The 14,735-nt window shown below is 67.1% G+C and carries 13 protein-coding genes; 10 read left to right on the forward strand and 3 right to left on the reverse strand.

Annotated features, from left to right (window positions below; genetic code table 11):
- Nucleotides 1-22 precede the first annotated feature (22 nt).
- The gene (gene parE / locus SR870_RS04815; protein WP_322516899.1) at nt 23-2,077 is read right to left on the reverse strand and encodes a DNA topoisomerase IV subunit B; all 2,055 of its coding nucleotides are present in this window, start codon (nt 2,075-2,077) and stop codon (nt 23-25) included.
- Nucleotides 2,078-2,471: 394 nt separating this feature from the next.
- On the opposite strand from parE, the gene SR870_RS04820 reads away from it, so the two are divergent.
- A complete protein-coding gene (locus tag SR870_RS04820) occupies nt 2,472-3,002 on the forward strand; it encodes a DedA family protein (protein ID WP_322516900.1) in 531 nt (176 codons plus the stop codon).
- A gap of 139 nt (nt 3,003-3,141) precedes the next feature.
- Complete coding sequence (locus SR870_RS04825; protein WP_322516901.1) at nt 3,142-4,131, forward strand: MBL fold metallo-hydrolase; 990 nt, start codon at nt 3,142-3,144, stop codon at nt 4,129-4,131.
- 274 nt (nt 4,132-4,405) lie between these two features.
- Here SR870_RS04825 and SR870_RS04830 read toward each other — a convergent pair whose 3' ends face one another.
- Nucleotides 4,406-4,978 carry a DUF2087 domain-containing protein gene (locus SR870_RS04830; RefSeq protein WP_322516902.1) on the reverse strand — a complete coding sequence of 191 codons (573 nt, stop codon included), beginning with the start codon at nt 4,976-4,978 and terminating at the stop codon, nt 4,406-4,408.
- A 451-nt stretch (nt 4,979-5,429) separates the two neighbouring features.
- On the opposite strand from SR870_RS04830, the gene SR870_RS04835 reads away from it, so the two are divergent.
- The 4 genes from SR870_RS04835 to SR870_RS04850 all read left to right on the forward strand — a co-directional run bounded on the left by SR870_RS04835 (nt 5,430) and on the right by SR870_RS04850 (nt 8,326).
- Nucleotides 5,430-6,098 (forward strand): FMN-binding negative transcriptional regulator, encoded by a 669-nt coding sequence (locus tag SR870_RS04835; protein WP_322516903.1) that lies wholly within the window; start codon nt 5,430-5,432, stop codon nt 6,096-6,098.
- 11 nt (nt 6,099-6,109) lie between these two features.
- Nucleotides 6,110-7,102: an N-acetyl-gamma-glutamyl-phosphate reductase gene (argC, locus tag SR870_RS04840; protein ID WP_322516904.1), complete on the forward strand. Its 993-nt coding sequence runs from the start codon at nt 6,110-6,112 to the stop codon at nt 7,100-7,102.
- A gap of 8 nt (nt 7,103-7,110) precedes the next feature.
- Complete coding sequence (locus SR870_RS04845; RefSeq protein ID WP_322516905.1) at nt 7,111-7,719, forward strand: class I SAM-dependent methyltransferase; 609 nt, start codon at nt 7,111-7,113, stop codon at nt 7,717-7,719.
- 244 nt (nt 7,720-7,963) lie between these two features.
- Complete coding sequence (locus SR870_RS04850) at nt 7,964-8,326, forward strand: hypothetical protein (protein WP_322516906.1); 363 nt, start codon at nt 7,964-7,966, stop codon at nt 8,324-8,326.
- A 67-nt stretch (nt 8,327-8,393) separates the two neighbouring features.
- On the opposite strand, the gene phaC is transcribed toward SR870_RS04850, so the two are convergent.
- The gene (gene phaC, locus SR870_RS04855; RefSeq protein WP_322516907.1) at nt 8,394-10,196 is read right to left on the reverse strand and encodes a class I poly(R)-hydroxyalkanoic acid synthase; all 1,803 of its coding nucleotides are present in this window, start codon (nt 10,194-10,196) and stop codon (nt 8,394-8,396) included.
- 359 nt (nt 10,197-10,555) lie between these two features.
- Here phaC and SR870_RS04860 point away from each other — a divergent pair, with 359 nt between their 5' ends.
- The 4 genes from SR870_RS04860 (at nt 10,556) to glpX (ending at nt 14,728) form a co-directional block, all read left to right on the forward strand.
- Entirely contained in the window at nt 10,556-10,816 is a 261-nt protein-coding gene (locus tag SR870_RS04860) for a hypothetical protein (RefSeq protein WP_322516908.1), read from the forward strand.
- A 190-nt stretch (nt 10,817-11,006) separates the two neighbouring features.
- Nucleotides 11,007-12,227: an LL-diaminopimelate aminotransferase gene (locus tag SR870_RS04865; RefSeq protein WP_322516909.1), complete on the forward strand. Its 1,221-nt coding sequence runs from the start codon at nt 11,007-11,009 to the stop codon at nt 12,225-12,227.
- Between the two features lie 110 nt (nt 12,228-12,337).
- Nucleotides 12,338-13,660: a homoserine dehydrogenase gene (locus SR870_RS04870; RefSeq protein ID WP_322516910.1), complete on the forward strand. Its 1,323-nt coding sequence runs from the start codon at nt 12,338-12,340 to the stop codon at nt 13,658-13,660.
- A gap of 63 nt (nt 13,661-13,723) precedes the next feature.
- Complete coding sequence (gene glpX / locus SR870_RS04875; protein ID WP_322516911.1) at nt 13,724-14,728, forward strand: class II fructose-bisphosphatase; 1,005 nt, start codon at nt 13,724-13,726, stop codon at nt 14,726-14,728.
- Nucleotides 14,729-14,735 lie beyond the last annotated feature (7 nt).

A 14,735-nucleotide genomic window follows, 5' to 3' on the forward strand; every position in this document is an offset into this window, starting at 1 on the left:
GCGGTTGCTCGCGCGGTAAGCCTCACACGTCCAGCAGATCCTCGCTCGCGAATTCCGCCTTGTCGCTGATGAAGGCGAAGCGGGCCTCTGCCTTGGTGCCCATCAGGCGCTCGACGGAATCGGCGGTGCCGTCGCGGTCGTCGGCGAGCAGGACCACGCGCAGCAGCGTGCGCCTGGCGGGATCCATCGTGGTTTCCTTGAGCTGGGCGGGCATCATCTCGCCGAGGCCTTTGAAGCGGCCGACATCGACCTTGGCGTTGGCGTTGAATTCCTTCTTCAACAGCTCGTCCTTGTGGGCGTCGTCGCGGGCGTAGACGGTCTTGGCGCCGTGGGTGAGGCGATACAGCGGCGGCACCGCGAGATAGAGGTGGCCCTCGTCGATCAGCTTCGGCATCTGCCGATAGAAGAAGGTGATCAGCAGCGAGGCGATATGCGCGCCGTCGACGTCGGCGTCGGTCATGATGATGATGCGGGCGTAGCGCAGATCTTCCTCGCGGTAGTTCACGCCGGTGCCGCAGCCGATCGCCTGCATCAGGTCGGAGAGCTGGGCGTTCGCCACCACCTTGTCCTTGGTCGCCGACGCGACGTTGAGGATCTTGCCGCGTAACGGCAGGACGGCCTGGGTCTTGCGGTCGCGCGCCTGCTTGGCGCTGCCGCCGGCCGAGTCGCCCTCGACGATGAACAGCTCCGAGCCTTCGGCCGCGGTGTTGGTGCAGTCGGCGAGCTTGCCGGGCAGCCGCAGCTTCTTCACCGCGGTCTTGCGCGAGATTTCCTTTTCCTGGCGGCGGCGCAGCCGCTCCTCGGCGCGCTCGACGACGAAGTCCAGGAGCTTGTTGGCCTGCACCGGGTTGCCGGACAGCCAATGGTCGAACGGGTCCTTGATCGCCTGTTCGACGATGCGCTGCGCCTCGGCGGTGGCGAGGCGGTCCTTGGTCTGGCCCTGGAACTCGGGCTCGCGCACGAACACCGAGAGCATCACCGCGGCGCCGACCATGACGTCTTCGGAGGTGATCGAGGAGGCGCGCTTGCCCTGGCCGACGCGCTCGGCGTGATCCTTCAGGCCGCGCAGCAGGGCGGAGCGCATGCCGGATTCGTGGGTGCCGCCGTCGGGCGTCGGCACGGTGTTGCAGTAGGACGACAGGAAGCCGTCGGCGTCCGCGGTCCAGGCGACCGCCCATTCGCAGGCGCCGTGGGCGCCGTTGCGGCCGGACTTGCCGGAGAAGATATCCGGATGCACCAGCGTGTCGGCGTGGATCGCCGCGCCGAGATAGTCCTTCAGGCCGCCGGGGAAGTGGAAGGTGTCCTCGGCAGGCACGTCCTCGAGGCCCTTCAGCAATTCGGGATCGCACTTCCAGCGGATCTCGACGCCGCCGAACAGATAGGCCTTCGAGCGCGCCATCTTGAACAGCCGCTGCGGCTTGAACGCCGCCTTGGCGCCGAAGATGTCGGCGTCGGGCTTGAAGCGGACGCGGGTGCCGCGGCGGTTGTTGATCTTGCCGAGGCTCTCGAGCTTGCCCTGCGGGATGCCGCGCGCGAACACCATGCGGTAGAGCTGCTGGCCGCGCGCGACCTCCACTTCAAGCAGCGACGACAACGCATTGACGACGCTGACGCCGACGCCATGCAGGCCGCCGGAGGTCTCGTACACCTTGCTGTCGAATTTGCCGCCGGCGTGCAGCGTGCACATGATCACTTCGAGCGCCGACTTTTTCGGAAATTTCGGATGCGGATCAACCGGAATGCCGCGGCCGTTATCGGAGACGGTGAGGAAGCCGTCGGCGCCGAGCTCGACCTCGATGAAGGTGGCGTGGCCGGCCAGCGCCTCGTCCATCGAGTTGTCGATCACTTCGGCGAACAGGTGATGCAGCGCCTTCTCGTCGGTGCCGCCGATATACATGCCGGGGCGGCGGCGCACCGGCTCCAGCCCTTCCAGCACTTCGATGTCGGCGGCGGTGTAGCCGGCCTCGGCGCCGCCGGTCGGCTTGGCGGCCGGGCGCGACGCGCCGGATTTCGGCGCGGCCCCGAACAGGTCGCCGGGCGTTTTCGATTTGCTGCTCGCCTTCAATGCCTTGGCCATGAGTCTTGAAGCTGTCCTGAAGTCGGTCCGGAGATCGTGGGTGCTGCTGCCGGCGGCGCGCGCCGGGCGAATCGCTAGGCTCAACTATGCCATGGAAGCGCTGTGGATGGTGACGCCGGCAGGCCGGCGGCCGGCTGCCCGCTGGAACGGGCATATAGGCCGGAGCCGGGGATATGGGAAGGGCGCCGCCTGCGCCATCAGTTGCATGATACCGCTGTTCCGGAGCAGTCGCGGCTGTGTGAGGTGCAAACCGCCGGCCACGGGTCCAGAACCATGTCGCGGCCGGCCCCGGGCAATCCGTCACGGGGGGCGGCGCTTGTCGACCGGGCGGGGGACCGTGCTATGCGACAGCAGGATGAACCGCCGGCGGGTCGCCCGCAGGTCGGAAGGGACAATGGAAGAAGCATTTCGCGGCCTCATCGATTTCGTGCGCGAGCACCAGGCCTGGGCCGCGCCGGTGGTGCTGGTGCTGGCGTTCGGGGAATCGCTCGCCTTCATCTCGCTGGTGGTGCCGGCCTGGGGCGCCCTGGTGGCGATCGGCGCGCTGGTCGGCGCCAGCGGCATCAGTTTCTGGCCGGTGTGGCTCGGCGCCGCGCTCGGCGCCTCGCTGGGCGACTGGCTGTCGTACTGGTTCGGCTATCGCTACAAGGACCGCGTCGCGCAGATCTGGCCGCTGTCGAAGTTCCCGGGGCTGCTGCTGCGCGGCGAGGACTTCGTGCAGAAATGGGGGGTGCCGAGCATCTTCATCGGCCGCTTCTTCGGGCCGCTGCGCGCCTCGGTGCCGCTCGCGGCCGGCATCTTCGAGATGCCGTATTGGCAGTTCCAGATCGCCAATGTGCTGTCGGCGCTGGTGTGGTCGGCGGTGCTGCTGCTGTTCGGCGACGCGTTGTCGATCGGCGCGAACTGGATCATGCGGTCGATTTGACGCGCCGGCGGGAATAGGGCGCAGCCGGCGGTGTTGGCTTCACCGAGGCACGCGATCAAACTGTCGTCATGACGTCAACAAGTCACCGCCGGCGGCGTAGACTGCCGCAGGCTCGAACCAACCCGATCGAGGACACGCCATGGACCTGACCCGCCGTCACGCCCTGACTGCCGCCGCCGCACTCGCCGTATCGCCGTTGCTGCGCAGCGCACCCGCCGAGGCCGCCGCACCGCTCGCCGACAAGCAGGCGCCGAGCTTCTACCGCTACAAGGTCGGCGACGCGCAGGTGAACGTGATCTCCGACGGCGTGAACACCTTTCCGCTCGGCGACAGCTTCGTGCTCAACGCCAAGAAGGACGAGGTCAACAAGGCGCTCGAAGCCGCCTTCCTGCCCAAGGACAAGATCTCGATCAATTTCGCCCCGCTGGTGATCAACACCGGCGGCAAGCTGGTGGTCGTCGACACCGGCAACGGCCCCGGCGCGTTCGCCTCGAGCAAGGGCAATGTCGGGCAGTTCGCTGGCAACATGGCGGCGGCCGGGCTCGACGCCAAGGCGGTCGACATCGTGGTGATCTCGCATTTCCACGGCGACCACATCAACGGCCTGCTCGGCGCCGACAACCAGCCGGCGTTCCCCAACGCCGAGGTGCTGGTGCCGGCGGCGGAGTGGAAGTATTTCATGGACGACGGCGAGATGAGCCGCGCCAGTGGCGAGCGGATGCAGGGCGTGTTCAAGAACGCGCGCCGGGTGTTCGAGGCCGGGCTGAACAAGAAGGTCACGCCGTACGACTGGGGCAAGGATGTCGCGCCGGGCCTGATGGCGGTGGAGGCGACCGGCCACACCCCGGGGCACACCTCGTTCGTGCTGTCGTCCGGCGCTGACAAGGTGTTCATCCAGTCCGACATCACCAATTTGCCGGCGCTGTTCGTCGCCAATCCGGGCTGGCACCTGATGTTCGACCAGGACCCGGCGATGGCCGAGACCACCCGCCGCAAGGTCTACGACATGCTGGTGGCCGAGAAGATGCGGGTGCAGGGCTTCCACTATCCGTTCCCGGCCAACGGCTACGTCCAGAAAGACGGCAGCGGCTACCGTCTGGTGCCGGCGCCGTGGAGCCCGGTGATCTGAGGGCTGTCGGAGGCGCGCTGATATCGTCATTGCGAGCGAAGCGAAGCAATCCAGTGCGCCGAGCACAGGATTCTGGATTGCTTCGTCGCTTCGCTCCTCGCAATGACGGGAAGGAACCTCTCCCGCGCGTGGGGAGAGGTCGTCCGGCGTAGCGTAGCGACGCCGGACGGGTGAGGGGGCGTTTCGACGAAGCCGAGAGTCAGCGACTCGCGTCGCCCTCACCCCAGCCCTCTCCCGCAAGCGGGAGAGGGGGCGGGCCGTGCGGGGGGCGAGTTCATCTTGATACATCCGGCGTTGCACTGATCACCGCGCGCCTTGGCGCGAGGGCGCGGATCAGGGCTACGGCTTCGGGCGGCGGCTTCTGTTCGATCCGGCGATAGACCCGGCCGTCGCGCGTCCGGGTCATCAGGCCGCGATCGCACAACTCGCGGCGCAGCAGCGCGTGGTCGCCGAAGCCGTGATGCGCGGCGAGCAGTTCGTTGAACGGCTTCTCGCTCATCTCCTGGCCGGCGGGCACCCGCGACCACAGCACCCACAGGCACAGCAGGCGGTGGCTGGCCTTTTTCGGCCAGCGCGTCAGCCCGCCTGCGCGGTCGAAATAGCGCGCGACGCGGACGACCTTCTGCAGGTCGGCCACCGGCTCCGGTTCGGGCTGCCGCTGCAACTGGTCGGCTGCATCGAACTGGGCGCGGAAATGCTGGAAGTTGCGATAGCCCGCGGCGCGCGTCAGCAGGTTCAGGAGCTGGACGTGGCCGAGCTTGCGGTCCTGGGCGTCGAGTTCGCGATGGAGCGCACGCGCCAGCGTCGAGACATCGGGCGCGGCGAAGGGGAAAACGGTTCTGGTCATGACTTATCCTCGATCGTGCCGAACGAAAAAGTCGATGGTCGCTGGCTTACGACGCGGCACGGGACAAGTGTCTGCCGATCAGGAAATTGGCAGGTTTAGCTTCCCTTGCGGGACAGCGACGCCTTGGTGAACTGCCGACCAGTGCGCGGGAAATACAATGCAGACGGTCGATTTGCAAGCATGACGGGCGCTGCCGCCGATTTGTCAGAGCAGTGTTGCGGAGCGGCATCGCGGCTTGACGGTATCAGTTTCTGCAACTATCAACGCCGGCATGATCAGCGCCGTGACCATCGCCAAAGCCTACCGCCGCCGCATTTGCGCGGTGGGAGCGGCTGTTCGCGATTGACAGCGTTGCCCCTGCCGCCGGTTTCGGTCCGCGGCAGGTCGATCTTCTTCCCCCTTCCACACGCGAACTGATCCCGGCGGCTCCGTCCCGACACAGGAGCCTGCCATGTATGTGCCGCCACCCTTCAAGCCCGACCGGTCGCAATGCCTTGCCTTTGCGGCGGCGCGCGGCTTCGGTCTCGCCTGCGCCCATGACGGCCGCAAGCCGGTCGCGTCGCCGCTGCCGTTCTCGCTGAATTATTCCAGCAACGGCACGCCGCTGCTGTCGTTTCACGTCGCGCGCGGCAATGCGCTGGCGGCGCTCGCCGACAGCCGCACGCCGTGGCTGATGGCGGTGACCGGGCCGGGGGCCTATGTGTCGGCGGACTGGTACGCGTCGCCGGATCAGGTGCCGACCTGGCTGTATCAGAGCGTGCATCTGAGCGGGCCGGCGGCGGTGATGTCGGAGGCCGAGCTCGACGGGCATCTTGACGAGGTCAGCGCCATCTTCGAAACCACGCTCGCGCCGAAGCGGCCGTGGACGGCGGCGAAGATGACGGCCGGACGACGCAGCGCGATGAAGAAGGCGATCGTCGGCGTGATGATGCGGGTGGATCTGGTCGAGGGCAGCTTCAAGCTGAACCAGCACAAATCCGATGCCGATCACGTCGCGGTGGCGAGTGCGCTGGCGCGGCAGGGCGATCCGGCCGCGCAAGAGATCGCCGCGCAGATGATCGCGCTGCGGCCGCAGTTGGACTACATAGAGCACGCGACGGCGTTCGCGCCCGCAGAGTGAAGGAAACCGAGATGACCCTGACCGACACGGCCAACAAGGCTTCCACGAGCAAGACCGGTAAGCCGGCCGTGTTCATCGACGGCGCCGCCGGCACCACCGGGCTCGGCATCCGCGAGCGGCTGGCCCGGCATGGCCAGGTCATCGTCAAGGACATCGCCGACGACAAGCGCAAGGATGTCGCCGCCAAGCGCGCGCTGATGGCCGAGGTCGATCTCGTCATCCTGTGCCTGCCGGACGATGCGGCGAAAGAAACCGTGGCGACGATCGACGGCATGGGCAGCGATGCGCCGAAAGTGCTCGACGCCTCGACCGCGTTTCGCGTCGCGCCGGACTGGGCCTATGGCTTCGCCGAGCTGGCGCCCGACCAGGCCGACAAGATCCGCGCCGCGCGAAAAGTCTCCAATCCGGGCTGCTATCCGACCGGCGGGGTCGCGCTGCTGCGGCCGCTGGTCGACGCCGGCCTGCTGCCGGCGGACCATCCGGTGTCGATCAACGCGGTCAGCGGCTATTCCGGCGGCGGCAAGGCGATGATCGCGGCCTATGAGGCCGGCACCGCGCCGGCGTTCGAACTCTACGGCCTCGGCTTTGCGCACAAGCATCTCGCCGAGACGCAGCTCTATGCGCGGCTGACGCGGCGGCCGATCTTCATCCCGTCGGTCGGCAATTTCCGGCAGGGCATGCTGGTGTCGGTGCCGCTGCATCTCGATACGCTGCCGGGCAAGCCGGCGGTGGCGGATCTGCAGGCGGCGCTGGAGGCGCGCTATGCCGGCAGTGCTTACGTGTCGGTGTTGCCCCGCGACAGTGCGCCGATCAGCGACGGCCGGATCGAGCCGGAGGCCCTGAACGAGACCAACAGGCTCGAACTCTGCGTGTTCGGCAGCGACGCGCATCGCCAGGCGGTGCTGGTGGCGCGGCTCGACAATCTCGGCAAGGGCGCCTCGGGCGCCGCGGTGCAGAACATGCGGCTGATGCTGGGGCTGCCGGAAACGCCGGGTCTGGACTAGTCACCGCCATGTCCGACGCCTTCGATCCCGATACGCTCGCCTTCTATCAGGGCAACGCCGCGGACTACGCGGCGTGGAGCAAGCACCGCCATGTGCGGCTGAACCAGTTTCTCGACACGCTGCCGCAAGGCGCGTCGATCCTCGAACTCGGCTGCGGCGCAGGCGCCGACAGCGCGCATATGATAGCGCAGGGCTTCGACGTCCGCCCGACCGACGGCTCGCCGCAGATGGCCGCGCAGGCCGCGCTCAAACTCGGCCGCCCGGTCGAGACGCTGCTGTTCCACCAACTCGACGCCGAGGCGCTGTATGACGCCGTCTGGGCCAATGCCTGCCTGCTGCACGTGCCGCGCGACCAGCTCGGTGATGTGCTGGCGCGAGTCCGGCGGGCGCTGAAGCCCGGCGGGTTGTTCTATGCGAGCTACAAGGCCGGCGAAGGCGAGGGCCGCGACAAGCTCGCGCGCTACTACAATTATCCGTCGGAAGACTGGCTGCGCGAACGCTACGCCGAGGCCGGCGCGTGGGCGTCGCTGACGATCGAGGCCAACCAGGACGTCGGCTACGACGACAAGCCGGCCGTCATCCTGCACGTGACGGCGCAGAGGCAGGCGTCATCCTGAGAGCCTGGCCGAAAATGCGGCCAATGAAATAGGCACGTTCGTTTCAACTCGTCATGCCCGGCCTTGTGCCGGGCATCCACGTCTTGCAGCGGAAGCCGCAACAAAGGCGTGGATGGCCGGGACGAGCCCGGCCATGACGAAATTTTGGTCGCGCCCCCTCCTGACCCAGCCTTCAGGCGGATTTACGAACTATCCGCCTCCTGCTTTAATCCGCAGGCTGCGTCGTGCGGCATGCGGAGGCTGAATGACGTCAACTCCCGTTCTGGTGATCCTCAGCGCCGCGACCGCGCTCGGCCTGTATCTGCTGCTGCTGTTCATGCGCGGCGAGCGCCGGCAGGGGCTGGTGGCGCTGCATCTGCTGCTCGGCTTCGGCGGGCTGGAGACGCTGGTGATGCTGCTGCACGGCACACCGGACGGCGCAGCGCCGACCGGCAGCGTCTCGTTCGGCAAGATCGCCGCCGGGCTGTTCGCGGTCTCGGCATTTTCCGGCTTCATCGCCGCGCTGGCGCGACGCTCCCCGGTCGCGGCCAACGTCCTGCTCGGCACCCATGTCACCGTGGGCCTCGCCGGCTTCGCGCTGGTGCTGGCCTGGGTGTCCGGGACCTGAGGCGCTCTCTCGCAGCGCTCGCGATGACGCAGAGGCGACGAGGCGAAGAGGCTACGAGGCGAAGAAGCTACGACCGAACCTTGACGTAGCTTCCCGGCGCGTCCTCGATCGGCTGATAGGTTTCGTTGCCCATGGCGCGGGCGGGGACCTGCTCGGGGTCGAAGCTGCCGACCCATTCGCGCCAGTCCGGCCACCACGAGCCCTTGTGCTCCTGCGCGCCCTTCAGCCATTCGGCGACCGAGCCGACCCGGATGTTTTCGTTGGTCCAGTACTGATATTTGTTCGCCGCGGGCGGGTTGATCACGCCGGCGATGTGGCCGGAGCCGGACAGGACGTATTTCACCGGGCCGCCGAAGAATTGCGAGCCGTACAGCACGGACTCGGCCGGCGCGATGTGGTCCTCGCGGGTGGCGAGGTTGTAGATCGGCACCTTGACCTTGGCGAGGTCGAGCGGCGTGCCGTCGAGCACCATGGTGCCGGCCGACAGCTTGTTGTCGAGATAGCAGTTGCGCAGATAGTAGGAGTGGTTGGCCGCGGGCATCCGGGTCGCATCGGAATTCCAGTGCAACAGATCGAACGCCGACGGCGGCTGGCCCTTGAGATAGTTGCTGACGACGTAGGACCAGATCAGATCGTTCGACCGCAGCATGTTGAAGGCCATCGCCATCCGCGCACCTTCGAGCACGCCGGTCGACTGCATGTCGCGCTCCAGCGCCGAGATCTGGCCCTCGTCGACGAACACCATCAGATCGCCGGCATGGGTGAAATCAACCTGGGTGGTCAGGAACGTCGCCGAGGTGACGCGCTGGCGGCGACGCTCGGCGAGCCATGCCAGCGTCGAGGCGAGCAGGGTGCCGCCAACGCAATAGCCGATGGTGTGCACCTTCATCTCGCCGGTGGTCTTCTCGATCACGTCCATCGCGGTGAGCGGGCCGAGCTTCATGTAGTCGGCGAAGCTCTTGTCGGCGAGGCTCCTGTCCGGATTGACCCAGGAGATCACGAACACGGTGAGGCCCTGGTCGACGCAGTACTTGATGAACGACTTCTCGGGCTTGAGATCGAGAATGTAGAACTTGTTGATCCATGGCGGCACGATCAGCAGAGGCGTGCGCAGCACCGTTTCGGTCGCGGGCTGATACTGGATCAGTTGCATGATCTCGTTCTGGAAGATCACCTTGCCCGGCGTCGTCGCCATGTTGACGCCGACGTCGAGATTGGCCGGGTCGGACTGGCGGATCTTGAGGTGGCCCTTGCCGGCCGCGATGTCCTCGGCGAGCATCTTCATGCCGCGCACCAGATTGTCGCCGCTGTTCTCCAGCGTCAGCCGCGTCAGTTCCGGACTGGTCGGGACGAAATTGGAGGGCGCCAGCGCGTTGGTGATCTGCTGGATGTAGAACGCCGCCTTCTTCCTGGTATGCGGGTCGAGCCCGTCAGCCTTCTCGACCAGCTCGTTGGCCCACTGCGAAGTCAGCAGATAGGCCTGCATGATGAATTCGTAGAACTGGTTCTTGCGCCAGTCCGGGTCGGCGAAGCGCTTGTCGCGCGGCGGCGGCTCGATGGTCGGCTCGACCTTCTCGCCGGCGAGCTTCTTCGCGGCGTTGCCCCACAGGTCGAGATACGACTTGCCGAGCCTGGCCTGCAGCTCCGCGGCGCGGGTCTGGTCCGACATCCAGTATTCGGCGACGCTGGTGAGCGTCTTGACGATTTCGGTGAGTTCGGTCGGCGGCTTGGCGCCGTCCATCGTCTCGCGCGGCTTCATCATCGTCGCCAGCGCCTGGCTGCCACACTCCATCGCCTGCGCCAGATTCCGGGCAAAAGCCTCGGGATCGAACGTCTTCGCCGTCGTCGTGTCTGGTAGCATGTCGGTCATGGGAGGACGCTTCAACCCTGTTCGAATGTCTTATACGATTTTGTCGTCGGCGCGCCGATGATGGCATAGTTCGGTAAACGGCGCTGAACTCGATGTGTTGCAGTGCGACAATTTGCGCTTGATTTAGCCACATTGGCATCCCACTGACTTGGCCGTGTCGCCTAGGGTCGGGGTGGCGAGGGCCGCCGTGGTTGGTTAAGGTTTTGCGGGCGCCCTGGTTCGGGTGTGTGACGAAGATTGCTTCGGCGAGCGGCCGGTCGATGCCGCAAGCAAAGGAACAGCGTTTGCGGGTGATGCGAGAGACGAGGTCGAAGATCGCGCGGGACGGCAGCCGGGATCGCGCGGGTCGGCGCGTCGCTGTGGCCGTGGCCGTGCTGCTGATCGGGGCAGGCCTCGGCGGTTGCTCGATCTCGCTGTCCGACATGCCGTTGATGGGCGCCAGCGACAACGTCGAGAAGCCGAAGGAGGCGGAGGCCTTCCCGGCGGTCAACGACCTGCCGGCGAACCGCGACGAGGCCGTGCTGGCCCCCGCCGAGCGCAACAAGATCGAGCAGGAGCTGATCGCCGCCCGCGAGCGCCAGGCCAATGCCAGCGCGGCCAAGCCGGCCGCCGCCAAATAGCCGTCAGCGTCGCCGGTGCACGAACGGCGACGGTGGTGGGTCACCGTTCGCAGGCCGGCGCAGCAGAAACACCGTCCTCGACCCGATCCGCCGCAAAATCGTGCCAATGGGAGCGTTTCTGCGCCTGAATCGGATTCCCCTCCGATCAAGAACGCGGTAACCATCCAGCCGCACCCCGGAGTCGAGGACCATGGAAGAATTTTACCGCATCCGCCGCTTGCCGCCTTACGTGTTCGAACAGGTCAACCGGGCCAAGGCAGCCGCGCGGAATGCCGGGGCCGACATCATCGACCTGGGCATGGGCAATCCGGATCTGCCGGCGCCGCCGCATGTGCTCGAAAAGCTCAAAGAGACGCTCGGCAAGCCGCGCACCGACCGCTATTCCGCCTCGCGCGGCATCACCGGGCTGCGCAAGGCGCAGGCGGCCTATTACGACCGCCGGTTCGGCGTGAAGCTGAACCCCGACACCCAGGTCGTCGCCACGCTGGGCTCGAAGGAAGGTTTCGCCAACGTCGCCCAGGCGATCACCGCGCCCGGCGACGTGGTGCTGTGCCCGAACCCGAGCTACCCGATCCACGCCTTCGGCTTCCTGATGGCCGGCGGCGTGATCCGCTCGGTGCCGTCGGAGCCGACGCCCGATTTCTTCGCCGCGGCCGAACGGGCGATCATCCATTCGATCCCGAAGCCGATCGCGCTGATCGTCTGCTATCCGTCGAACCCGACCGCCTATGTGGCGAGCCTCGATTTCTACAAGGACCTGGTGGCGTTCGCGAAGAAGCACGAGATCATGATCCTGTCGGATCTGGCCTATGCCGAGGTCTATTTCGACGATTCCAACCCGCCGCCCTCGGTGCTGCAGGTGCCGGGCGCGATGGACGTCACCGTCGAGTTCACCTCGATGTCGAAGACGTTCTCGATGGCCGGCTGGCGGATGGGTTTTGCGGTCGGCAACGAGCGGATCATCGCTGCACTCGCGCGGGTGAAGTCGTATCTCGATTACGGCGCCTTCACCCCGGTGCAGGTCGCCGCCACCGCGGCGCTGAACGGCCCCGACGACTGCATCCGCGAGATGCGCGAGACCTACAAGAAGCGCCGCGACGCGCTGGTCGAGAGCTTCGGCCGCGCCGGCTGGGAGATCCCGCCGCCGTCGGCCTCGATGTTCGCCTGGGCGCCGCTGCCGCCGGCGTTCCGCGAACTCGGCAGCATGCAGTTCGCCACCCTGATGGTGGAAAAATCCGGCGTGGTGGTGTCGCCCGGCGTCGCCTTCGGCGAGCACGGCGAGGGCTTCGTCCGCATCGCGATGGTGGAAAACGAGCAGCGCATCCGCCAGGCGGCGCGCGGCGTCCGGCGCTTCCTTGAAAGCGGCGTCGAAACGTTGCACAACGTGGTTCCTCTCGCCACCCGGCGATAGGGCCCGGTTCCGGAGGCCCGCTTGCGGCCTTCGGCCCGGTTCGTCGGCCCAGGTTCCTCGTCTCGGGTCTTTCCGGTTTTTCAGCCTTCCGGCAGCAGGTTCAGCGCGTCATGGTCGCGCCACTCAGAGTGGGTATTGCGGGTCTCGGCACCGTCGGCGCCGAAGTGGTCCGCGTCATCGAACAGCAGCAGCGCACCCTCGCGGCGCGTTGCGGCAGGACCGTGCGCGTCGTCGCGGTCACCGCGCGGTCGAAGGCCAAGAAGCGCGGCATCGATCTCTCCGGCATCAAATGGGCCAAGAGCCCGCTGGCGATCGCCACCGATCCCGAGGTCGACTGCTTCGTCGAACTGATCGGCGGCGTCGACGAGCCGGCGGGGCCGGCGATCGAGGCGGCGCTCGCCGCCGGCAAGTCGGTCGTCACCGCCAACAAGGCGCTGATCGCCAAGCACGGCCTCAAGCTCGCGGCGCTCGCCGAGAAGCACGGCGTCGCGCTGAACTACGAGGCCGCCGTCGGCGCTGCTATTCCTGTCATCAAGACGCTGCGCGAGGGCCTCGCCGGCACCGACATCCATCGCATCTACGGCATCCTCAACGGCACCTGCAATTACATCCTGACCCGGATGGAGCAGGAGGGGCTGTCGTTCGACGAGTGCCTGAAGGACGCGCAGCGGCTCGGCTATGCCGAGGCCAACCCGGCGTTCGACGTCGACGGCCACGACACCGCGCAGAAGCTGTCGATTCTCGCCAGTCTCGCCTTCGGCACCAAGGTCGCGCAGGGCGCGGTTCATGTCGAAGGCATCACCTCGATCACGCCTGAGGATCTGCGCGCCGCCGCCGACCTCGGCTACCGCCTCAAGCTGCTCGGCGTCGCGGTGCGCACGCCGCAGGGCATCGAACAGCGCGTGCATCCGACCATGGTGCCGAAGTCCTCGTCGATCGCGCAGGTGATGGGCGTCACCAATGCGGTGACGATCGACGGCGACGGCATTCCGCCGATCACGCTGGTCGGCGCCGGCGCCGGCGCGGCTGCGACCGCGTCCGCCGTGGTCGCCGATATCGCCGACGTCGCGCGAGGCATCCTTACCGCGCCGTTCGGCCGCCCGGTGGGCAAGCTCAAAGCGATCACCAAGGCGCCGATGCAGCGCCACGAGGGCGGCTATTATCTGCGGCTGATGGCGCGCGACCACGCCGGCACCGCGGCGACGATTGCGACCAGGCTCGCCGAGCAGGACATCTCGATCGAATCGATCGTGCAGCGCCAGCCCGAGCGGGCCACCGATGCGAACGGCAAGCCGGTGAAGTCCGCGCCGGTGCCGGTGATCCTGATCACTTACGCCACCAGCGAGGACGCCGTGCGGCGCGCGCTGCAGGCGGTGCAGCGCGACAAGGTGATCAGCGGCCGGCCGCAGGTCATCCGGATCGAGAAAAACTAGAAGACGCCAGAGACAATTACGCCCGCGCCGCTGGGGTGCGGGCAGAGTTTGAGGAGAGGGCCGATGTCCACCACCATTTCCGTTCCGCCGCAATTATTGCTGGAGCGCATCCTGACGCTCGAGATCGTGCGCGTGACGGAGCGAGCGGCGGTGTCGGCTGCGCGGCTGCGCGGCCACGGCAACGAGAAGGGCGCCGACCAGGCCGCGGTGGACGCGATGCGCCGCGAGCTCAACAAGATGCCGATCGAAGGCACCGTGGTGATCGGCGAGGGCGAGCGCGACGAGGCGCCGATGCTGTTCATCGGCGAGAAGGTCGGCGCCGGCATCGACGGCGGCCCCAAGGTCGACATCGCGGTCGACCCGCTCGAAGGCACCACGCTGTGCGCCAAGAACATGCCGGGCTCGATCGCCACCATGGCGATGGCCGAAGGCGGCACACTGCTGCACGCGCCCGACGTCTACATGCAGAAGATCGCGATCGGCCCCGGCTACGACAAGAACGTGATCGACATCGATGCTCCGCCCGAAGACAACATCCGCCGCCTGGCGAATGCCAAGGACGTGTCGGTGCACGACATCACCGTGCTGGTGCTCGACCGGCCCCGCCATGCCGAGCTGATCGCCAAGATCCGCGCCACCGGCGCCGGCGTGCAACTGATCACCGACGGCGACGTCGCCGGCGTGATCCACTGCGCCGACCCGGAGAACACCGGCGTCGACATCTACATGGGCACCGGCGGCGCGCCGGAAGGCGTGCTGGCCGCGGCGGCGCTGCGCTGCATCGGCGGCCAGATGCAGTGCCGGCTGCTGCTCGACACCTATTCGAAGCGCAACCGCGCCGAGTCGATGGGCATCGAGGACCCGAACTTCGTCTATCAGATCGAGGACATGGTGAAGGGCGACTGCCTGTTCGCCGCGACCGGCGTCACCGACGGCTCGCTGCTCTCCGGCGTCAAGTTCCGCAAGCATGTGATCCAGACCGAAACCGTGGTGATGCGCTCGGTGACCGGCACCGTCCGCTACATCAAGGCCGATCACCGCCAGTTCGAGAAATTCCACCTCGATTAAGGAGAGC

Origin of the sequence: Rhodopseudomonas palustris, from assembly GCF_034479375.1 — a bacterium.
Classification (GTDB): Bacteria; Pseudomonadota; Alphaproteobacteria; order Rhizobiales; family Xanthobacteraceae; genus Rhodopseudomonas; species Rhodopseudomonas palustris_M.

Coding starts and splice junctions, on each gene's coding strand:
- parE (WP_322516899.1), bottom strand. CDS start 2,077: ATGGCCAAGGCATTGAAGGCGAGCAGCAAATCGAAAACGCCCGGCGAC.
- SR870_RS04820 (WP_322516900.1), top strand. CDS start 2,472: ATGGAAGAAGCATTTCGCGGCCTCATCGATTTCGTGCGCGAGCACCAG.
- SR870_RS04825 (WP_322516901.1), top strand. CDS start 3,142: ATGGACCTGACCCGCCGTCACGCCCTGACTGCCGCCGCCGCACTCGCC.
- SR870_RS04830 (WP_322516902.1), bottom strand. CDS start 4,978: ATGACCAGAACCGTTTTCCCCTTCGCCGCGCCCGATGTCTCGACGCTG.
- SR870_RS04835 (WP_322516903.1), top strand. CDS start 5,430: ATGTATGTGCCGCCACCCTTCAAGCCCGACCGGTCGCAATGCCTTGCC.
- argC (WP_322516904.1), top strand. CDS start 6,110: ATGACCCTGACCGACACGGCCAACAAGGCTTCCACGAGCAAGACCGGT.
- SR870_RS04845 (WP_322516905.1), top strand. CDS start 7,111: ATGTCCGACGCCTTCGATCCCGATACGCTCGCCTTCTATCAGGGCAAC.
- SR870_RS04850 (WP_322516906.1), top strand. CDS start 7,964: ATGACGTCAACTCCCGTTCTGGTGATCCTCAGCGCCGCGACCGCGCTC.
- phaC (WP_322516907.1), bottom strand. CDS start 10,196: ATGACCGACATGCTACCAGACACGACGACGGCGAAGACGTTCGATCCC.
- SR870_RS04865 (WP_322516909.1), top strand. CDS start 11,007: ATGGAAGAATTTTACCGCATCCGCCGCTTGCCGCCTTACGTGTTCGAA.
- SR870_RS04870 (WP_322516910.1), top strand. CDS start 12,338: ATGGTCGCGCCACTCAGAGTGGGTATTGCGGGTCTCGGCACCGTCGGC.
- glpX (WP_322516911.1), top strand. CDS start 13,724: ATGTCCACCACCATTTCCGTTCCGCCGCAATTATTGCTGGAGCGCATC.